The sequence below is a fragment of the Pokkaliibacter sp. MBI-7 genome, assembly GCF_029846635.1.
Lineage (GTDB): Bacteria > Pseudomonadota > Gammaproteobacteria > Pseudomonadales > Balneatricaceae > Pokkaliibacter.
The window spans coordinates 3,653,280-3,673,047 of sequence record NZ_JARVTG010000001.1 but is presented as its reverse complement, the minus strand read 5'-3'; the positions used below and the strand labels follow the sequence as shown (position 1 = coordinate 3,673,047).

17 protein-coding genes are annotated in these 19,768 nt (G+C 57.8%); 6 read left to right on the top strand and 11 right to left on the bottom strand.

Going from position 1 to position 19,768, the window contains the following annotated elements; translation table 11 throughout:
* Positions 1–68 precede the first annotated feature (68 nt).
* The 3 genes from QCD60_RS16260 to QCD60_RS16250 form a co-directional block, all read right to left on the bottom strand.
* Complete coding sequence (locus QCD60_RS16260) at positions 69–692, bottom strand: XRE family transcriptional regulator (protein ID WP_104151815.1); 624 nt, start codon at positions 690–692, stop codon at positions 69–71.
* A 127-nt stretch (positions 693–819) separates the two neighbouring features.
* Positions 820–2,385 carry a PAS domain-containing methyl-accepting chemotaxis protein gene (locus QCD60_RS16255; protein ID WP_279787083.1) on the bottom strand — a complete coding sequence of 522 codons (1,566 nt, stop codon included), beginning with the start codon at positions 2,383–2,385 and terminating at the stop codon, positions 820–822.
* Positions 2,386–2,585: 200 nt separating this feature from the next.
* Complete coding sequence (locus QCD60_RS16250) at positions 2,586–4,172, bottom strand: peptide chain release factor 3 (RefSeq protein ID WP_104151817.1); 1,587 nt, start codon at positions 4,170–4,172, stop codon at positions 2,586–2,588.
* 357 nt (positions 4,173–4,529) lie between these two features.
* Here QCD60_RS16250 and QCD60_RS16245 point away from each other — a divergent pair, with 357 nt between their 5' ends.
* Positions 4,530–6,452 (top strand): methyl-accepting chemotaxis protein, encoded by a 1,923-nt coding sequence (locus QCD60_RS16245; protein WP_279787080.1) that lies wholly within the window; start codon positions 4,530–4,532, stop codon positions 6,450–6,452.
* A gap of 18 nt (positions 6,453–6,470) precedes the next feature.
* Here QCD60_RS16245 and QCD60_RS16240 read toward each other — a convergent pair whose 3' ends face one another.
* Together QCD60_RS16240 and guaD are read right to left on the bottom strand one after the other, a co-directional pair.
* On the bottom strand, positions 6,471–7,661 hold the full coding sequence (locus QCD60_RS16240) for a GGDEF domain-containing protein (protein ID WP_279787078.1): 1,191 nt from the start codon (positions 7,659–7,661) through the stop codon (positions 6,471–6,473).
* Between the two features lie 314 nt (positions 7,662–7,975).
* Positions 7,976–9,283, bottom strand: coding sequence for a guanine deaminase (guaD, locus tag QCD60_RS16235; RefSeq protein WP_279787076.1), 1,308 nt, complete (start codon positions 9,281–9,283; stop codon positions 7,976–7,978).
* A 338-nt stretch (positions 9,284–9,621) separates the two neighbouring features.
* On the opposite strand from guaD, the gene QCD60_RS16230 reads away from it, so the two are divergent.
* Entirely contained in the window at positions 9,622–10,605 is a 984-nt protein-coding gene (locus QCD60_RS16230; protein WP_279787074.1) for a CHAD domain-containing protein, read from the top strand.
* Here QCD60_RS16230 and QCD60_RS16225 read toward each other — a convergent pair.
* On the bottom strand, positions 10,602–11,786 hold the full coding sequence (locus QCD60_RS16225) for an N-acetylmuramoyl-L-alanine amidase (protein WP_279787071.1): 1,185 nt from the start codon (positions 11,784–11,786) through the stop codon (positions 10,602–10,604). The two genes, QCD60_RS16230 and QCD60_RS16225, sit on opposite strands and share 4 nt — an antisense overlap.
* Positions 11,787–12,052: 266 nt before the next feature.
* Here QCD60_RS16225 and QCD60_RS16220 point away from each other — a divergent pair, with 266 nt between their 5' ends.
* Complete coding sequence (locus QCD60_RS16220; protein WP_279787069.1) at positions 12,053–13,327, top strand: ATP-binding protein; 1,275 nt, start codon at positions 12,053–12,055, stop codon at positions 13,325–13,327.
* Entirely contained in the window at positions 13,324–13,851 is a 528-nt protein-coding gene (locus tag QCD60_RS16215; RefSeq protein ID WP_279787067.1) for a response regulator, read from the top strand. Before QCD60_RS16220 ends, QCD60_RS16215 begins: the two co-directional genes overlap by 4 nt.
* A gap of 51 nt (positions 13,852–13,902) precedes the next feature.
* On the opposite strand, the gene QCD60_RS16210 is transcribed toward QCD60_RS16215, so the two are convergent.
* From QCD60_RS16210 to QCD60_RS16190, 5 genes are all read right to left on the bottom strand, one after another.
* Positions 13,903–14,247, bottom strand: a complete 345-nt coding sequence (locus tag QCD60_RS16210; RefSeq protein ID WP_279787065.1) for a multidrug efflux SMR transporter — start codon at positions 14,245–14,247, stop codon at positions 13,903–13,905.
* 119 nt (positions 14,248–14,366) lie between these two features.
* Positions 14,367–15,497, bottom strand: coding sequence for an aminomethyltransferase family protein (locus tag QCD60_RS16205; protein WP_279787063.1), 1,131 nt, complete (start codon positions 15,495–15,497; stop codon positions 14,367–14,369).
* A gap of 77 nt (positions 15,498–15,574) precedes the next feature.
* A complete protein-coding gene (locus QCD60_RS16200) occupies positions 15,575–16,663 on the bottom strand; it encodes a DUF3445 domain-containing protein (RefSeq protein ID WP_279787061.1) in 1,089 nt (362 codons plus the stop codon).
* A gap of 55 nt (positions 16,664–16,718) precedes the next feature.
* Entirely contained in the window at positions 16,719–17,660 is a 942-nt protein-coding gene (locus tag QCD60_RS16195) for a PDR/VanB family oxidoreductase (RefSeq protein ID WP_279787059.1), read from the bottom strand.
* Entirely contained in the window at positions 17,657–18,202 is a 546-nt protein-coding gene (locus QCD60_RS16190) for a dimethylamine monooxygenase subunit DmmA family protein (RefSeq protein ID WP_279787057.1), read from the bottom strand. Before QCD60_RS16190 ends, QCD60_RS16195 begins: the two co-directional genes overlap by 4 nt.
* Positions 18,203–18,640: 438 nt before the next feature.
* Between QCD60_RS16190 and QCD60_RS16185 the strand changes: the two genes are divergently transcribed.
* Positions 18,641–19,096 (top strand): pyridoxamine 5'-phosphate oxidase family protein, encoded by a 456-nt coding sequence (locus QCD60_RS16185; RefSeq protein ID WP_279787054.1) that lies wholly within the window; start codon positions 18,641–18,643, stop codon positions 19,094–19,096.
* A 23-nt stretch (positions 19,097–19,119) separates the two neighbouring features.
* Positions 19,120–19,737, top strand: a complete 618-nt coding sequence (locus tag QCD60_RS16180; protein WP_279787052.1) for a LysE family translocator — start codon at positions 19,120–19,122, stop codon at positions 19,735–19,737.
* Positions 19,738–19,768 lie beyond the last annotated feature (31 nt).

Here is a 19,768-nt window from a genome sequence, read left to right as displayed (position 1 = left end):
CTCTCCTTACCTTGAGTGACAACGCCAGGCCGTACACAACCGATGAATACAACGCAATTTCGTCGGGCTCAGGAAGAACACACCGACAGGATGACCGCGTCATCCTTGCTAACCGATACCACCGCATGGCCCATGCTGCTGTCAAAGTACAGGCTATCGCCTGTTTCCAGCTGAAGAGGCTCATAGAACTCGGTATAGAGCATCACCTGCCCGTCCAGTACCAGCAGGAACTCCTCACCGTCATGACGCACCCACTCACTGAAATCATCGAAACTGCGCGCATGCACTATCGTCTTGAAGGGAATCATGCGCTTGTTGGCAAAGTCCGTGCAGAGCAGCTCATGTTCGTAAGTAGGTGTGGGATGGGGGCGCCCCTCTCCCAGGCGGGTCAGATCACGCCTGCCCAGCGGCTTTTCCTTGCGCTTGGGTGTTGAGAACAGCTGAGGCAGATCGATACCCAGACCGTGAGATAGTTTCTGCACTGCAGTAAAGGTCGGGGAAATCTGTTCGTTTTCAATCTTGGACAGGGTAGAACGCGCCAGACCGGTACGCTGACTGACATCCTCCAGCGTCCAGTTATTACTCAAGCGGATCTCCTTGAGCCGTTGCCCTAAACGCAGTGGTTCGACAAATGGCTTACGACCCGACGCAATACGTAACGCCGGATCCTGTTTCGCCGTGGTATCTGACATTGCTTTACCCTAACCCTGATCCGCGTTGGATCATAACATGAAAAAGCGCTGTGAAAAGGCAGCATAATCAGTCATATACCGCCTATCTCAGCGCTCTCAAGGCATCTCAGGATGGGACTGCCAGACTTTACCCCATGCGCTCCGCCAGCGAGCCCTGCTCCTTGGCCTGGGCCGCTACACGCTCAACCGAGGCAACGGTTTCGGCTATTTCACTGGTCATGCTGTCTGCGGCCACTGATATTTCCGTGACATTGCCGTTGATGGTTTCAGCCACACTGCTCTGTTGCTCTGCAGCAGTGGCGATCTGCTCCGTGCGTTGATGGATGTCGCTCATGCCATGACTGATATCGATCAGCACGTCACCGGCATGACGCACCTGCGCCACACTGGCCTCAGTGCCAGCCCTGCTGGCATTGATGGACTCCACAGCCTGCTCGGACTCCTGCTGCAGCTTGCTGATGATTTCCTGAATCTGTTCTGTCGCTTCCTGAGTACGTGTTGCCAGACTGCGCACCTCATCTGCCACCACAGCAAATCCACGACCCTGTTCACCGGCACGTGCCGCCTCAATGGCGGCATTGAGCGCCAGCAGGTTGGTCTGATCAGCGATGCTATGGATCGCAGAAACAAAACTGCCAATCTCGTTGGACTGCGTTGCCAGCCTGGCCACGACTTCGGAGGTGTGCTGGACATTGTGATTGAGCTGCTCAATGGTGGCGATGGTGCGCTCCAGCACCTGACGGCTTTCCCCCGCCTGCTGATCGATATGTACTGTCACCTCAGCAGAGTCACGGGCATGTCGAGCCACTTCGCCGATGGACGCAGCCATCTCGTTCATGGCTGCGGCCAGCTGATCGGCCTGAGACTGCTGCTTGCGAATCCCCGCCTGCACCTCACTGACCCGCTGCTGGGAATGCGTCGCCTCACGGGCCACATGACGGGAGCTGCTGGACAGGCGATGCACCACCGTGCGCGCCCGACTCCTCAGGGCATACATCGAGGTCGCTATGTCGGTAAACGGATTGACCTTGCCCTGATACATATAGCTGGCCAGTGGGTTGTGAAAGACCGCACGTGCATCCGGCAGCAGCCGGGCCAGCTGCTGATTAATCAGATAGTAGACACCGCTGGCCGCCAGCACCGCGATCAGGATACCCAGCCCCCATGCCAGCATGGGGTCATCAATCAACTGACGTACCACTACTCCCAGCAAGCCAACAACGAGGGTAAAGAATACCGGCCACCAGACCGGAGAGAACTGCTCAGCCCGTGTCAGTGGCGCCTTACCCTGATTGATGCGGGCATACAGCACCTCTGCCCGGGCAATCTGCTCCACCGAGGCGGGATGGCGCACAGACTCGTAACCGACGACCCGGCCCTGTTCCAGTACCGGCGTGATATAGGCATCCACCCAGTAATGGTCACCCGATTTTGCACGGTTCTTGACAATACCCATCCAGGAGCGGCCAGCCTTGAGGTTCTGCCACAGATCCGCGTATACCGCCGGCGGCACATCCGGATGGCGCACAATATTGTGATTGTGACCAATCAGCTCATCACGGGAAAAACCACTCACCGCGATAAAGTCATCATTGCAATAGGTCACGGCCCCTTTCAGGTCTGTTCCGGAGATCAGCACCTGACCGGCCTTCAAAGGAATGGCTTTCTGTGTAACAGGGAAATTCTTTTTCATCGACTACTGCCCGACTACCGCTCTTTCGGGTGGATGGATGCGTGCCTTGCAAATCCTGCTGCAAATCAATCAACAGGCACAACGTCATTAGGGATACAGATTTAGTCGGAGTCGTACGGCTTTGCAACCGCAGAAACGAAAATGCCCCCAAAAATGAGGGCATTTGATCGTTGCACTAAGGCGAATCAGAATGTGCCAGATCAGTGCTCACGTGTCGCGCGGAAGACCACGTCAGGATAACGCTCCTGAGCCAGGCTCAAGTTGACGCGGGTTGGCGCCAGATAAGTCAACAGGCCGCCGCCATCCACTGACAGGTTATCAGCGCACTTGCGCTTGAACTCTTCAAACTTCTTGCTGTCCTTGCACTCAACCCAGCGGGCAGTGGCAACGTTGACGGCTTCGTAGATGCACTCGACCTTGTATTCGTCCTTGAGACGATAGGCGACCACTTCAAACTGCAGCACACCGACCGCGCCAAGAATCAGGTCATTGTTGTTGAGCGGCTGGAACACCTGAGTCGCACCTTCTTCCGACAGCTGCTGCAAACCTTTCTGCAACTGCTTCATCTTCAGCGGGTCACGCAGGCGCACACGGCGGAACAGTTCAGGCGCAAAGTGCGGAATGCCGGTGAATTTAAGCTCTTCACCTTCGGTGAAGGTATCACCGATCTGGATCGTACCGTGGTTATGCAAACCAATAATGTCACCGGCCCAGGCCTCTTCCACCGCTTCACGTTCACCGGCGATAAAGGTCACTGCATCAGCAATACGGACATCCTTACCAATGCGGCAATGGCGCAGCTTCATACCCTGGGTATAGCTGCCTGAACACACTCGCAGGAAAGCAATACGGTCGCGGTGTTTTGGGTCCATGTTGGCCTGAATCTTAAAAACGAAGCCCGAAAACTTCTCCTCAGCAGAAGCAACTTCACGGCTTTCGGTCTTGCGGTTGGCCGGGGCAGGTGCCCACTCCACAAAGCCGTCGAGCATTTCACGCACACCGAAGTTCCCCAGTGCAGTACCGAAGAAGACGGGCGTCTGTTGGCCTGCCAGATAGGCTTCCAGATTGAAGGTGTGACTTGCACCACGCACCAGCTCAATTTCATCAACAAAGTTTGCCCACAGATCACCCAGCAACGCTTTGGCTTCATCACTTTCCAGACCCTGAATCTGGATATCGTCCTGCAGCGTGTGGCCCTTGCCGGGGGTGTAGACATGCACCACATCGGTGTACAGGTTATAGACGCCCTTGAACTGCTTACCCATATCGATAGGCCAGTTGATCGGCGCCGCCTCAATCTTCAGCACTTCCTCGATTTCGTCGAGCAGGCTGATGGGTTCGCGGATGTCACGGTCCATCTTGTTGACGAAAGCCAGAATCGGCGTGTCACGCAGACGACAGACTTCCATCAGCTTGATGGTACGGTCTTCCACACCCTTGGCACCGTCTACCACCATCAGCGCGGAGTCCACAGCCGTCAGCGTGCGGTAGGTGTCTTCAGAGAAGTCTTCGTGACCGGGAGTATCCAGCAGGTTGACGATTCGGTCCTTGTAAGGGAACTGCATCACCGAGGAGGTGATAGAGATACCACGCTCCTGCTCCATGCTCATCCAGTCGGAGGTGGCATGGCGATCACTCTTGCGCCCTTTCACCGTGCCAGCCTGCTGGATGATCTGACCGATCAGCAGCAATTTTTCGGTAATGGTGGTCTTACCGGCGTCAGGGTGAGAAATGATGGCGAAAGTGCGGCGCTTGGCAATTTCGGGCGGCATGACAGAGGTGGACATGGAATTCAATCTTCTGTGCTGAGGGCAAAGGGCCACGGCACGGCGGACCTCTGCGGATAGAAATAAAATTGGCCGGTATTTTCCCTGATCTGCGCTTTTCAGACAATGAAGAATGCAGAATTTAGCCAATTCATTGCTTCGCGGTTTTTAAGGACACAACCCCTCGCACTACGACTTTCGTCTAGGTCTGCATGATTAATCCCGATAAAATTAGTCAGGCTTTACATCACCCTGACCGCCCCTTCCCCGCCATTGTGGGATCAGCGCGCCGTTGTCAGCGACACACCCCATGACCTTGTTTGCGCCCGCCCGCCTCGCGCGGCGGTGGCCCACTTATTTCAGAGAGACCTCTTCGCTATGCTCCGTTGGCTCAATAACCTCAGCGTCAGCCTCAAACTCGGACTGGGGTTCAGTCTGGTCCTGGCCCTGACCCTGACTCTGGTGATCACCGCCTGGTCTGCCATGGATACCCTGATCAAACGCAGCAACTGGACGCAGGCGATCACCCAGCTCAACACCCTGACCACCGATATGCGTATCAGCCGCCTGCAGTACATGCTGACACAAGGTGATGAAGCTTCCGCCAGTAAAGTACTGAACAACCTGCAGCAGATGGAACAACAGCAGGACAGCATTATTGCCTCGTTTAAGGACCCCACTAACCTGCGCCTGCTACATCAGCACAAAACCCTGACGCAGAATGACTACCGTCAGGCGTTTGACGATATGCGACAGGGTTACGCCCAGGCCGGTAGCACTCACCTGCAACTGGATCAGGCTGCCAATGCAGCTGACACACTATTGCAGCAACTTCATCAGCAACTGTTGCAAAGCACCGCGAGCGACAGTCCGATCCGGGATCTGGACACCTACTGGCAAGTCGTTTCTGCCATTCAGCAGGCACGCATTGATACCCGCAGTCTGACCTACGGCGCCCGTGCCGAACTGGCAGACAAGGCGATTAGCAGCACCGACACCGCCCTGACAGAGCTGAAACGTCTGCAAAGCGAGATTCACGGCGTTGATGCAACACAGATTGCTCCACTCCAGAGCAGCTTGAGTGCCTACCGTCAGGCCATTGACAGCTACACCCAGGCTTTACGCCGTATCAGTGCCGCCCGTCAGGAAATGACCGCACGCACCAATGACGTTCTCAGCGTCATCAATGAGCTCTATCAATTGCAGATCAGCCGTCGCGATAGTGAATCACACAGTGCCGTCACTACCCTGCTCAGCACCGCAGCGCTGGCCATCCTGCTCGGCATTCTGGCGGCCTGGGCCATCAATCGCCAGATCGTGCCCTCCCTGCGTCAGACCGTCACCCAGCTGCGCCGTATTGCCGAGGGCGACCTGAGCCAGCAGATCACCGTAGAGCGCCGCGATGAAGTAGGCATGCTGCAACAGGGATTGCAGCAAACCAATGACCGCCTGCGTGAGCTGATCGGCCATATTTCCAGCGGAGTTGGTCAGTTGGCCAGTGCCGCCGAAGAACTGTCGGCCGTCACTGAACAGACCCGCAACGGCGTGCTCAACCAGAAGGATGAAACTCATCTGGTGGCTACCGCCATGAACGAAATGACCGCCACGGTCAACGATGTAGCACTGAATGCCGAGCGCGCAGCCAACGCAGCCAATCAGGCGGCTCAGCAGGCCCACAGCAGTGACGCCGTCGTCGCCCGGACAGTCAGCTCAATGGACCGGCTGGCAGCCGAAGTGGAACGCTCGGTACAGTCGATGGCCAGCCTGAAGGCAGAAAGCAATCAGATTGGCAGTGTGCTGGATGTGATCAAAACCGTCGCCGAACAGACCAATCTGCTGGCATTGAATGCGGCCATTGAAGCGGCCCGCGCAGGGGAAGCCGGACGTGGTTTTGCCGTCGTCGCTGATGAAGTACGCGGCCTGGCGCAGCGCACCCAGCAGTCAACGGCAGAAATAGAAGCACTGATTGCCGCCTTGCAACGGCGCGCCAACGACACCGCGCTGATCATGCAGGACAGCAGGACACTGACCGAACAGACCGTCACCCTGGCCCGCGATACCGGCACCGCGCTGACGGCTATTTCCCGTGCGATTGGCGATATTCAGGATATGAATCAGCAGATCGCCACCGCTGCCGAGCAGCAAAGCACGGTGGCAGAAGAGATCAATCGCAGTGTGGAAAATGTGCGAGAGGTAGCCGACCAGACCGCCACCGCCAGTGCCCAAACCGCACAGTCCAGTACCCAGCTGGCCAGTCTTGGCGGCGATCTGCAGCAACTGGTAGGACGCTTCGCACTCTAATGCCTGTCTGACGGACGATCAGGCGCTGACACAGTCCCGACCTGCTGACTTGGCCCGATACAGGGCCTCGTCAGCCAGACGCAAAGGCTCGTCGATATCCAGATCGACACTGCCCACCGCCACGCCGGCACTGATGGTAACGATGTTACCCTCACCTGCTCCCTGATGGGGAATACGCAGCGCCTTGATGGCACTGCACATCTTTTCTGCCACCAGACGGGCAATGTGCAGATCGCCGCCCGGTAGCAGCACGACAAACTCCTCTCCGCCAAAGCGGGCAACCATGTCACCTTTGCGGCGCAACGTACTCTGCAGGGTATCGGCAATGGTACGCAGGCAGCGATCACCGGCCGGATGACCGTAGCGGTCGTTGAAATGCTTGAAGTGATCGACATCCAGCATGATCACCCCCATCTCCTCGCGCTGTCTTGCCTTACTCAGCTGTGCCAGATAACCGCTCATCTCGCGCCGGTTGGCCAGCCCCGTCAACGGATCGGTATAGGACAGCATCCGCAGCTCGTCGTTAAGACGTGCCAGCTGCAGCTGCCGGATCTGATCAAGCAAACCGGCCAGATAAGTGCGCCGCTCGTTGCGCTCCAGGGTATAGCAGGCAAATACCGAAAACAGGGCCGTCGTCACCAGCATCAGCACATAGGTTGGAAAGACAAAGTCAGGCACCCCGGAGGGTACAGGTTTGATCAGCACATACAGGGCGATGGTGAACAGGCAGGTCAGCAGGGTAAACCAGAAGTTCAGCTGCACCACCACGCTGGCAAACATCAGCACCAGATAGATACCGGGGTGATAGAAGATGGAGTCGGTATAGTGCGACATGTCCAGCATCACCAGCAGACTGCCGATGATGACCAGATTCATCACCAGCAGCGACAGCTCGCGCCAGTGGGCAGGCAGCCCGCGGCGGATGCCATAGAGCACCGCCAGCATCAACGGCGTCACGATCCCCAGACGGATGACCATGGCTTCAAAAAAGATGTCCGGCAACATCAGCCGGTCCATCAGCAGAAACAGGTTATAAATCAGGATGGCCAGCAGGCCACCTTTCCACAGCTGCCGTTGCCGCAACCGCTCACGGTCATGCTCATACATGCATTCCACCGTGCAGGGGAAAAACAGCCAGCGCACACCGCTTTGCAGGGTCTGCTCAATCAGCTCACGCTGAGCCAGCAGCTTGTCTGCTGCTATGGCCATGCCGGGCCTTGCGGCCTGTACTCCGGGCAAAATCCCGAGATCATTGCTTGCACTAAATAACATCGCTACCAACCACGTCGCCATCATTACGAATGGCCGGGGTGAAAGCACTGCATAACACCGTAGCCATGGCGCCCAGTGTGCGCATATCACCCTAAGGAAACAACGAATTGTCACGACAGACAGGTCAAGAATGCTGCCTTGGTAGGATTGCTGGACGATCTGGCAGAAAAATTGACCATCCGGAAGAGAAACAGGCTCGCAGCCACGGGAGGCGTAGCTGCGATCACTCAGAGCACATCGCAGAAGGGTGGTCAGGCATCGCGCTGATGAACGCACTGCCCTGCGGCATAGGTGGCACGGATGGCACGGTCATCACCCAGGATGGTCAGTACAAACAGCTGTTCTTCAATACTGCGGGTCTGCGCCATGCGGTATTTCATCAACGGGGTGGCATGCAGATCCAGCACGACAAAATCGGCTTCGTTACCCACTTTGAAGCTGCCAATGCGGTCATCCAGCTGCAGCGCCCGGGCACCGCCGAGCGTGGCCAGATACAGCGACTTGTAAGGGTGAACCTTGTGGCCACGCAGCTGCTGCACCTTGTAGCCCTCGTTGAGAGTCTGCAGCATGGAGAAACTGGTGCCGCCACCAACATCAGTACCCATGCCTACCCGCACGCCGTGGCGCTCGGCTTCTGTCAGATTGAACAGGCCGCTGCCGAGGAAAAGATTGGACGTCGGGCAGAACGAAATCGCCGAATCCGTTTCCGCCAGCCGTTTGAACTCCGCTTCCTGTAAATGAATGCCATGGGCAAAAACCGCCCTTGGGCGCAGCAGGCCAAAGTGATCATAGACATCCAGATAGCCCGAACACTGTGGAAACAACTCCTGCACCCAGGCGCATTCGGCATGATTTTCTGACAGATGGGTATGCAGGTAGACATCAGGGTATTCGCGCAGCAAACGGCCAGCTTCGCTCAACTGTTCATCGCTGCTGGTAGGCGCAAAACGTGGGGTGACGGCATAGAGCAGGCGGCCTCGCTGATGCCAGCGTTCGATCAGCTCCTTGCTGTCGGCATAGCTGGACTCCGGGGTGTCCGTCAGGAAGTCAGGGGCATGGCGATCCATCATCACCTTACCGGCAATCATGCGCAGGTTATATTTCTCAGCCTGCTCGAAGAAAGCCTCCACCGACACCTTGTGCACTGTGCCAAACACCAGCGCCGTGGTGGTGCCGTTACGCAGCAGTTCCTGCAGAAACAGTTCAGCCATGTCGCTGGCATGCTGCTTGTCGTGGAAATGGCCTTCAGCGGGGAAGGTGTAATTGTTCAGCCAGTCCAGCAGCTGTTCGCCGTAGGAGGCAATCACCCCGACTTGCGGGAAATGAATATGGGTATCGATAAAGCCCGGCGTCAGCAGGCTATTGGGCAGCTCCTGCACCTCGACACCGTCGGCCAGATCGGCCAGCAATGCACTGGCTTCGCCACAGGCAACCACATGGCCGTCTTCCACCACCAGCAGACCATCGGCGAAATACTCCACCGCTGCGTCAACGCCCACTTCCGCCGGGTCGGCTATGCAGTGAAGAATGGCACTTCGATACGCCTGAATATGTGACATGGTAGCCCCGTTGTCTGCCTGCTGATGCGATAAGCAAAAATGCTGGCAGCCTGCTGAGTCAACGTAGCGAGGAAGAACCCGACAGACTGCCAACCACAAAAAAGGCGGTGACTATACCGCCTGTAACGTCATTGCGCATTTGCCCTGCAGGCAAACAACCGGCTATTAAAAAGCCATGTCTGCCTGAGGTCAACAAAAACAAACCCAATGGTTTATTTCGTCTATTTTTTAACCCAAGACATCCCAGCAATTAGCTGGTCAAACCCTGGCAGCAGGTAACGATTTGCCTGCTGCGTCAGCCAGTGCCATGGTTATGCATCCGTTTGGGGAAAAGCACGATGACTGAGCCGCAACACCCTGACATCGCACTCTGGTGCCAGCCGTTCTGCCAGCAGCAATGGCAGCGTGCATGCCAGTTTGAGCCTGACATCCTGCAAGGCAGTGACAGTGAAGCCCTGCATCAGTATCGGGTCAGTCTACGCAAAACCCGCGCCATTCTTGGTCTTTACCGTGCGCATTTACCCGCCAGCCTGAACCAGCTGCGCCGTCCACTCAGCCAGATCATGGCGAAAACCAATCGGCTGCGTGATCTGGATGTGTTCCTCGCCAGCCACAGCCAGTGCATGGCGACGCTGGATACCACCCATCATGCCGGAATAAATGCCTTCTTTACGCTGCTGGGTGCGGACCGCGACCACGCTCATCAGCAGCTGGTTCACTGGCTGACCGGTAAACGTTACGCCCGACAACGACAGCAACTGCAATACACGCTGAGCAGTACCGCCGCACCAGCACCGTTCAGCGCCACGCTGCTTAACGTCGGCAAGGCGCTTATCTGGCAGCATTATCAGCAGGTTTGTATCCAGACTTTGCAGGTCAGTGAGCACAGTGCTGATCATGCGATTCATCAGTTGCGTATCGACTGCAAGAAGCTGCGCTACGCTCTGGATATGCTGCCAGTACAGACAGACGCCCGTGCTGAACAGCACAGCACAACACCACCCGGCACAAATCGCGAGCGCAAACGTAAAAGCAGGCTGCTTGCAGGTCTCAAGGGATTGCAGGAGGATCTGGGTCAGTTCAATGATCTCAGCGTACAGCAGCTGTTTATTAACGAGCGCGTGCAGCACTATCAGCAACAGGGAGAGATAAGCAGTGAAATACAGGAGGCCGTTGATGGGTTACTGGCAGCGCTGGCCAGTCAGCTGCGGCAAAAACGCCAGCTTATCCTGACGCAGCTGGCGGGCATTGGCAGCGCGACGACGTACACTGCCTTTGCCGTTTTCTGTCAGCAACGTCCATCAAGCCACGCAGTGGATTAGCCGATAAAACGTTTGATACCACCGCTGATGGCGACCGCCAGTTTGTTCTGGAAGGCATCACTGGTCAGCAGTCGCTCTTCATCGAGGTTGGTAATAAAAGAGGTTTCCACCAGTACCGAAGGAACGTCCGGCGACTTCAGCACGGCAAAACCGGCCTCTTCCACATGACGGCTGTGCATACGGTGCACCTTGCGCAGCGCCTGCTGCATGATCGAGCCCAGCTGATCACTTTCCTTGCGGGTATTGGTGTGCACCAGATCCAGCAGAGTGCGGGCCAGCGCATCGTTATCCTTGGAGTACTTGATCCCGGCGATCTCGTCCACGGCGTTTTCCTTATCCGCCAGAAACTGCGCCATGGTACTGGTGGCGCCACGTTCGGAGAGAGTGAAGACGGACGCACCGTTGGCACTGGGGTCGGTAAAACCATCAGCGTGCAGCGACATGAACATGTAGGCATTGCGGTCGCGGGCAAAATCGCGGCGGTCAAACAGCGGGATGAAAATATCGCGATCACGGGTGAAAACCACCTCCAGATCATTGCGTCCGCCCAGCTGCTCCCGGACCCGCTGGGCGATTTCCAGCACCACGTGTTTTTCTTTGGTGCCATTACGGCCAATGGCACCGGGGTCGACACCACCGTGGCCCGGATCAATCACGATCACCTTCCGCTGCTGGCGGCGGACTTCACTGCTGGACTTGACTGGCTCCACGGGCTGACTGGCGGGTGCGGAAGCCGCCGCTGTCGCCACGACGGCGGCACCAGCGGGCGCCTGCACACTGACCAGCTGCTGATTACCTTCGGTCTGGGTGATCTTGTATTTCGGCGTACCGGTCAGCTCCAGCACAATGCGGAACTTGTCCTGATGGCTGGGGTTAAAGCGCGTGGTCCTGACCCAGCTCAGCGCTTTCATGCGCCGCAACTGCAGTTCCATGGCGCTGGCCGACATGCCTGCCGTGGGGCCATCAATCACCAGCCGCGGCGGATTGGCCAGCGTAAAGACCGAAAAATCTGACTTGTTGCCATTCAGACGCAGCGACAACTGGTCGCCATTAACCTCGACAGCGACGGGGTCGGCAAGCACGACACCACTGCTGACAGCCAGCGCTGTCGCAGCACTACCGAGCAAAAACTGACGACGACTGAGGGGAGCAAGAGAACGAAATGACTGCGGCTTTGACATGGCGGTACTTACTTGTAAATTCCTGCTTATGCGTAGGGATTCCAGCCTATGCGGACCCAGGAAGCAGCTCGGTGCCTATGATAAGCTGCGCGCGGCAACTGACCAGAGCTGATCGAAAATAAAACAGTAAAAAACGATACAACATAACAAAGAACAACAACAAGGCTGCTCACAACTCGAAACAACTATTATCCTAACCCGCACCAAATCCCCCGCTGGTTTGCCAATTGGGGGTCAATGTGCAACGCATCCCAGCGGCTACGATAATGAATGACCTGTTACCCGCCACCTCGGTCACACCACTGTTACTGCGCGACCTGTCGCGCATGCGGCTGGCCTTCTTCTGCGGCCAGACTCTGGTGTTGCTGTTTGCCGAGTTTTACCTCTATCTGCAGCTGCCCTGGCCCAGTCTGCTACTGACCCTGATCCTGCTTGCCACCCTGCACCTGCATACGGTCAAACGCCTGCGTGACCAAGCCAGTATCAGCGATCAGGAAATCTTCCTGCAGCTGCTGGCCGATGGCCTGCTCGCCAGCATGGTGTTCTACCAGAGTGGCGGAGCCAGTAATCCCTTCGTGTCCTACCTGCTGCTGCCCATCTGCTTTTCTGCACTGCTGCTGGACTGGCGCCAGACTGCCGTGCTGGTAGCCAGCTCAGCCCTGCTCTACACCTTTATCCTGTTGTTTCCCATGGAGTTGCCGCCCGACAGCCATACCCCGATCAATCTGATCAACGTCCACATCTGGGGGATGTGGCTGAACTTTCTGCTGATCAGCCTGTTCCTGCTGCTGTTTATCAGTCGTCTGGCAGGCACCTTGCGACAGCAGCAGGCGCTGCTGCACGGCGCACGGGAACAGGGGCTGCGCGATGCCCGCCTGCTCGCGCTGGCCAGTGAGGCGGCCGGGCTGGCCCATGAACTGGGTACGCCGCTGGGTAGCCTGCAGCTGCTGGTGGATGAACTGGCCGCCCGCCATGAGGATGACGATACCCGGGCCGACCTGCAGCTGATGACCCGCCAGCTGCAATTGTGTCGCCATAACCTGCAGGCCATGGTGCAACGCAGCCAGCAGGACAGCAGCGTGGCGCTGCCCTGTGATCAGTGGCTGCAGCAGACGCTCAGCCGCTGGCAGCTGATGCGCCCCGATGCACGTTTCGCCCTGCACAATGACTCGGCGCCCGGCATCCCCCTGCCGGTCCTGTCGCCGCCCAATACGCTGGCGCTGGCGCTGCTGAACGTGCTCAATAACGCTGCGGATGCGGCGCCCGGTCAGGCCGTGCAGGTCCACTGGCAGGTTGATCATGAGCAGCTGCGACTGCGCATCTGTGATCGGGGAATAACGACGGCCCGCCGTCTGCCACACCCGGCTGCAGCGGTCGGGCACAGCGACAAACCTCATGGCCTCGGTATCGGCCTGTTTCTGACCCTGACCATCATTGAACAGCTGGGGGGTGAATTGCTGCTGGAGGCACTGCCAGAGGGCGGCACCTGTTGTATGCTGCGCTGCCCGATAGCCTCCCTGCACAAGGAGATACCTGCATGAGCCGCTGGCTGGTGGTGGAAGATGATGAGGTGTTTGGCGCACTGCTGGTACGCGGCCTGGAGCGCAAAGGCTATGACGCCCGGCTGGCGGCCACGCCTTCGGAGGCATTGCAGCAGCTGGCGGAGCAGGAATTCGACTTCGCCACCCTTGATCTGCATCTGGACAACGAATCCGGTCTGGCGCTGTTACCGCAATTACTGGCGCAACAGCCCGAGCTGCAGGTACTGGTGCTGACCGGCTACGCCAGCATTGCCACCTGTGTTGATGCCATCAAGCTCGGTGCGGTGCAGTATCTGCCCAAACCCGCGCGGGTGGACGATATCATCGCCGCTCTGGATACGGTCGAGCCCGACCCGGAGCAGCCCCTGACCCAGCAACCCTTATCACCATCGCGGCTGGAATGGGAGCATATCCAGCAGGTGCTCAAGCAGCACGAAGGCAATGTGTCGGCAACTGCCCGGGCGCTGAATATGCATCGCCGCACCCTGCAGCGCAAACTGCAGAAAAAGCCGGTAGCCAAGTAAGAGCTGTTTGCGATCAGCTACGCGTCGGCTACTCAGCGCGGAGAGCCATACTCAGGCCAGTTCGGTTGAGAAAAACTTCAGCCCGACCACACCGGAAATAATCAGCATCAGGCACAGTACCCGTGCCACATTGACCGCCTCGCCGAGAAAGGCGATGCCGTAGATGGCCGTCCCCACCGCACCAATGCCCACCCATACGGCATAGGCGGTGCCTACCGGCAGGGTTTTCACCGCCAGCGACAGCAGATAGAGACTGAGCAGAATAAAGAAGCCGCAATACAGCGTCGGCCACAACCGGCTGAAACCATCGGTGCGAGGAATCACCGCGGCGTAGCAAATCTCACAGATACCCGCCAGCAGCAGATAGCCCCAGCCGGCTCCCAATGAACTGAACATCCTGAACTCCTTGTCTTCCCGGTCAGAGGTTGTGGATAAACCAACCGCCATAGCAAAACCGGGAGACATCCACCGATGTCTCCCGGTCTGTGGATAACACTCAACAGCCTGCCAAGCCGCTAACCTTTTGCAGTCCGCTTGCTCTTCTCCGGGTCATCGAACGGCATGGTATGGGCAATGGCCTTGACGTTGAGGCTGCCCTTCACTTCCAGCGGGCAACCCTGCTCGGCATAGGGTACGTCCATACGGGCAATGGCCATGGAGCGGTCGGTCAGGCGCGAATACATGGCACAGGTGATCATCCCCACCTGTTTGCCATCGGCCCACAGGGTGTCGCCAGCCTGTGCCGCCTGCTGGCCTTCCAGCAGCACGCCGAAGATTTTGAAGCGCTCCTTGCCCTGCAGGCGGCGATGCTCTGTCGCCCCGCGGAATTCGGTCTTGCCGGGTGATACGGTGAAATCCAGCCCCAGCTCCCACAGGGTGTCCCCCGCTGGCTGATCGGCGAAGGGATACATCTCGGAGTTGTCATAGGGGAAGAACAGCAGATAGCTTTCCACCCGCAGCCAGTCCAGGGCGGTAAAGGCGCAGGGGATAATGCCCATATCCTTGCCCTGCTGCAGAATGGTGTCCCAGATCAGCGGGGCATCGGCGGCCTTACAGAAGATTTCATAGCCCCGCTCGCCGGTATAACCGGTCCGGGAAATCATCACCGGACGGCCAAACAGTTTGGTCTGCAGATGATGGAAATACGGCAGATCGCGGATACCGGGCACATGCTCAGCGAGGAAGTCCACCGCCAGTGGCCCCTGCAGAGAGAGGTCATGCAAATCGTCGTCAAACAGCACCGCGACCTGACGACCGGTGGCCAGCCGCACCAGCATCTCGTGGCCACTGCCGGAACCGTGCACCACCATAAAAGCATTGGGGCCGGTGCGATAAACAATACAGTCATCCACAAACTTACCAGCTTCGTTGAGCAATGCCGCATAGACCGACTTGCCGGGATACAGCTTGGATATATCGCGCGTGGTGGCATAGTCCAGCAGGCTTTCAGCATGAGGGCCGACATAGTGCACCTTCTTCAGGCCGGAGACGTCCATCAGCCCTGCGCGGGTGCGGATCGCCTCATGCTCATCGGCCAGATCAGAGTCATAGGTCCAGGCGGTGCCCATACCACTCCAGTCTTCCAGTTTTGATCCCAGGGCACGGTGACGGTCGGCCAGGGCAGATATACGCCAGGAATTTGCCATGCGGTTTCTCCTTTTATCGTTCTCGCGGTAATGCAGCATCGTTCTCTGCCCTGTCATGACGGGCAGAGCGGCTGGCCTCAGGCTTCGGGATCAAACTGGCTCAGCCATTCAACAATGGTGCTGTGGTAGCGGCTCAACCCCTTGTATTCGATCAGCTGCGGTGGCAGATCACGCAGCACCCGATGCAGACGACAGGCCCAGCGCGGCTGGCTCACCAGCTCATCAAAACTGATCAGATAGGTGCGGATGCCAAACAGCAGCGCATTGCTGCGTGGCAGGCGTGGCATGAACTGCAGTTCCACCCGCAGATGGACCAGCTGACCGACGTTGTCAGCAGTCACCTGCCCCCGCTCATGGCCCCATTCGTGGAAGGTTTCCGGCGAGGTATCCATGCGAGGGTTAATGGTCAGGGTCCAGTTCAGACGGCGCACAGGTTTTCCCACCTGAATGTTCATCAGGTATTTCAGTGCCCGGTCAAACACCCCCATCTGGTGAGCCATGGGCACCGGCGCATGCCATTGCTTGAAGCTCATACCGGCATCAAAGGCCAGCGACCAGTCGGCCGGACAGGTCACAATGCCGGCATCCATGTACAGATCACCATCACGCTGGTCGAGCACGGCAAAGTCCCCCTGCGCCTGCCGGGTGATGTACTCCAGCGGCTCGCACGGCAGGGTGCTGGCATCACCGAAGGTAAAGTGCTGATCCAGCTCCAGTACCCGGTTCTGCCAGTGCCAGTGGTTGCCTTCACGGTGCAGGCTGAACAGTGCGGGGTAATCCGTGGCCAGATGCTCCATCAGCATTTCCAGGGTATCCCAGGCCGCCTCCTGCATATGCGGCATCACCATGCAGCGGCGCGGATCTCTGGCCAGTACCAGTGCCCGCTCGGCCATCTCCGAACGATAATGTTCATCAACATCAAACCAGTGCTCGAATATGGACCCGGCAGGCCCTACCGTCGCCGGTTCGATATTGACCGAGTACATGTAATTGTCCTCGGGGAAAGGAAAGGGAAAACGGGCGATGGCCCCGGCACTGTTGCGGTAGGTGAAGTCATCCCGATAGGTCTCGATGGGCTTGATGCTGTCGAGGCTCAGGGTACGGGGCTTGATCGCAGCCAGCGGCGGCAGATCGGCAGGCAGGGCCTGGGCAAGCATAGAACTCATGGTGCGCTGCTCCATGTTCTGAACAGGTTGATGGAGGTGTCAGAAAGAGGGCCGTTTACAGTGCCAGTTTGACCGTGCAGCCACCCTTGCCACGGGAAACACAGGGCATCAGATGGTCAGCACGCTCGCTGTCGCTGAGATACAGATCACGGTGATCGACCTCACCGGCGGAATACGGCGTCATGCACTGTCCGCAGACACCGCCGCGGCAGAGGTTGGGCACCGGCACTCCGGCCTGTTCCAGCGCCTCCAGCAGGGAATAGTCACCCGGCACCGCCAGCGTCCGCCCGTCAGCCAGCTCGGCCACAAAGGGTTCGCCCGGCTCCGGTGCGGCAAAGGCCTCCCAGTGAATACGTTCAGCGGGCCAGCCCAGCGCATCGGCGGTCTGGCACACGTCACTGATCAGGCTGTCGGGGCCACAAATGTAGACATGGGTGCCGAGGGGCTGGTCGCTCAGCACCTGATGGATATCCAGGCGCTGCCCGGCACGTCCGTCATAGGGATGCAGGGCAGCGCCGAGGCGTGCCGCCAGCTCTTCCAGATAGGTATCGGTCAGACCGCTGCGGTAGGCGTAATGCAGCTCCATGCTGCCGCCGCGCTGCTCCAGTGCGGCGATATAGGCCATAAAGGGCGTGATACCGATCCCCCCTGCAATCATCAGGTGATGACCGGCGCGGGAATGGGGAGCAAACAGATTGGCAGGCGGCGACAGCCTGAGCACATCGCCCTCCTTCACCTGCTCGTGCATGAAGCGCGAGCCACCACGACTTTGCTCCTGCAGGCGCACTGCGATGCGGTAATGCTGACGCTGCTGCGGATCGCTGAGCAGCGAGTAGGCATTGCACAGTGGCCGGCCAGTACCCGGCATATGTACCTGCACATGGCTGCCCGCCGAGAACCCCGGCAAGTCGCCACTGACGGCTTCAAAGGTGAATTCCCGCACCAGCGGGGTCAGCTGCCGTACGCTGGCCACCCGAACATCCAGCAGTTCACTCATGATGCCTGTTCCTCCAGCGATGCCGATGCTGTGGTGGTCGGGCCATAGGGCGCGAAGGGATCATTACACACCCCCATATAAGCGCCCAGCCGCTGGGAGAAATGCTCGCGGACCATCAGTTGCAGACCGCACTGGCGGCAATGCACCAGCGGCGCAGGCTCAATGGTCTGCAGGGTCGAGCAGTGCACGCAGTACAGTTCACGGCTGTCGGCAGTGCGAATCAGCTCGATCTCACCGTTGAGCAGCCCGCACTGGCGCGCCTGCTGATGCACCTTCCACAGAAAACTTTCATCGCCACAGATATACAAACGTGTCCCCACCCGGGCCTGACTCAGATGCTGCTGCAGGCTGCCGCACAGCTGCTCCATATCAGCATTCAGGCTGATCAGACTGACCGGCACCCCCTCTTCACCCAGTTGCTGTTGCCAGTACGCGGTCTCCGGCAAGGCCAGATGCTGAACCACCAGCAGGCGATGCTGTGCAGGGAGCGGAGGAAGCACCGGTCGGTAGACCGGCGTACTGAGCATGGCGGCGGTGGTCATTGTGCTGTCCTTACCTGAGCAGAACTGAAAGTGAAAAGAAGCTGATCCGGATGCTGCTGAAGACCTTAAAAAAAATTACTAAAGGGAACATTTTCTTCTTTTCAGGAAAGCATGAAATATGCCACCAAAAGCTAACTATCTGATTTCAAATAAGTTCGTTTTTGAGCACAGGAAAATGCAGGACGTGCAGGCAGCACTCCCCTAATACCCTGCACAAACACAGGTCATCCTGAATGGCAAACGGGCAAATTGAAGGCAATCGGGCGTAACTACCCAGGATGCAGAGGGGAAATTATTGACGGGTAAAAAGAGCCATTGACCGATCAGCAGATTCCGCTGAAACCGGCATGATCACAGTGGTTGTGGAACAACTTTATGCCTCAATTTCGATCAGTAGCATGCTAGGGTGTGAGACTCGCACCCTCTGGAGCCCTCACCATGGATCAACAGGTCAAACTCGCCATCGAGAAATCCGTCCTCTGCTGGCTCGCTACCGTCGATAGCGACGGCATGCCCAATGTCTCACCGAAGGAAATTTTTACCTATGCCGCTGACGACACCCTGCTGATTGCCCATATCGCCTCACCACAGAGCGTGGCCAACATTCGCCACCATGCTCAGGTCTGCGTCAGCTTCGTCGACGTGTTTGAGCAGCGCGGCTACAAGCTCAAGGGTACCGCCCAGCTGGTGCAGCAGGACGACAGCCGCTACGCCGGTTATTTGCAGCGGCTGCGCCAGCTGGCGGATGAGCGTTTTCCGATTCAGGCCATCATCGTCATCAGCGTGACCTCCGTGCAGCCTGTCGTCGCCCCCAGCTACTGGCTGTTTGCCGACACCACGGTCGAGCAACAGGTGGACAACGCCCTGCGAACCTATAAGGTAAGCAGACCCTAGCCCCCTGCCGGACGCATAGAATCATGGACTACGCGCTGTTTCTGACCATCTGCCTGCTCACCACCTTCACACCGGGGCCTGCCATTTTGCTGGTCATCAGAAACGCCACCCGCTACGGCATTGGCAAGGCACTGATCGGCGTACTGGGCAATCTGTCAGCCATGATCAGTATGGCCACACTCTCTGCCATCGGCATGGGAGCGGTCATCCTGTCTTCGCTGTACCTGTTTACTGCCATGAAGCTGGCGGGAGGGGCTTATCTGATCTGGCTCGGTATCAAAACCTGGCGCAGTAAAAATCTGTTCAGTCAGCACAGCAGCGATGCCACCGCCATGCCTCCCCGGCCGGCGCGCTCACTGTATGCCGAAGCCTTTATGATCGGCTTCAGCAACCCCAAGGCCATCGCCTTCTATACCGCGCTGTTCCCGCAGTTTATTGATCCGCACAGTGCCATTACACCGCAGCTGCTGGTACTCGGTGCGACCTTTGCCTGCTGCTCCTTTACCGCCCTGAGCAGCTATGCGCTGCTGGCACACAGCCTCAAAGGTCATCTGGCTAAGGCGCATGTTAGCCGCTACTTCAGCCGTATTACCGGCGGGATATTTATGGGATTCGGGCTATCATTAATATATTCAAAATAAAAACCAAAAGAGAAACAAATAAGTTTTTAAA

Coding starts and splice junctions, on each gene's coding strand:
- QCD60_RS16260 (WP_104151815.1), bottom strand. CDS start 692: ATGTCAGATACCACGGCGAAACAGGATCCGGCGTTACGTATTGCGTCG.
- QCD60_RS16255 (WP_279787083.1), bottom strand. CDS start 2,385: ATGAAAAAGAATTTCCCTGTTACACAGAAAGCCATTCCTTTGAAGGCC.
- QCD60_RS16250 (WP_104151817.1), bottom strand. CDS start 4,172: ATGTCCACCTCTGTCATGCCGCCCGAAATTGCCAAGCGCCGCACTTTC.
- QCD60_RS16245 (WP_279787080.1), top strand. CDS start 4,530: ATGCTCCGTTGGCTCAATAACCTCAGCGTCAGCCTCAAACTCGGACTG.
- QCD60_RS16240 (WP_279787078.1), bottom strand. CDS start 7,661: ATGGCCATAGCAGCAGACAAGCTGCTGGCTCAGCGTGAGCTGATTGAG.
- guaD (WP_279787076.1), bottom strand. CDS start 9,283: ATGTCACATATTCAGGCGTATCGAAGTGCCATTCTTCACTGCATAGCC.
- QCD60_RS16230 (WP_279787074.1), top strand. CDS start 9,622: ATGACTGAGCCGCAACACCCTGACATCGCACTCTGGTGCCAGCCGTTC.
- QCD60_RS16225 (WP_279787071.1), bottom strand. CDS start 11,786: ATGTCAAAGCCGCAGTCATTTCGTTCTCTTGCTCCCCTCAGTCGTCGT.
- QCD60_RS16220 (WP_279787069.1), top strand. CDS start 12,053: ATGAATGACCTGTTACCCGCCACCTCGGTCACACCACTGTTACTGCGC.
- QCD60_RS16215 (WP_279787067.1), top strand. CDS start 13,324: ATGAGCCGCTGGCTGGTGGTGGAAGATGATGAGGTGTTTGGCGCACTG.
- QCD60_RS16210 (WP_279787065.1), bottom strand. CDS start 14,247: ATGTTCAGTTCATTGGGAGCCGGCTGGGGCTATCTGCTGCTGGCGGGT.
- QCD60_RS16205 (WP_279787063.1), bottom strand. CDS start 15,497: ATGGCAAATTCCTGGCGTATATCTGCCCTGGCCGACCGTCACCGTGCC.
- QCD60_RS16200 (WP_279787061.1), bottom strand. CDS start 16,663: ATGAGTTCTATGCTTGCCCAGGCCCTGCCTGCCGATCTGCCGCCGCTG.
- QCD60_RS16195 (WP_279787059.1), bottom strand. CDS start 17,660: ATGAGTGAACTGCTGGATGTTCGGGTGGCCAGCGTACGGCAGCTGACC.
- QCD60_RS16190 (WP_279787057.1), bottom strand. CDS start 18,202: ATGACCACCGCCGCCATGCTCAGTACGCCGGTCTACCGACCGGTGCTT.
- QCD60_RS16185 (WP_279787054.1), top strand. CDS start 18,641: ATGGATCAACAGGTCAAACTCGCCATCGAGAAATCCGTCCTCTGCTGG.
- QCD60_RS16180 (WP_279787052.1), top strand. CDS start 19,120: ATGGACTACGCGCTGTTTCTGACCATCTGCCTGCTCACCACCTTCACA.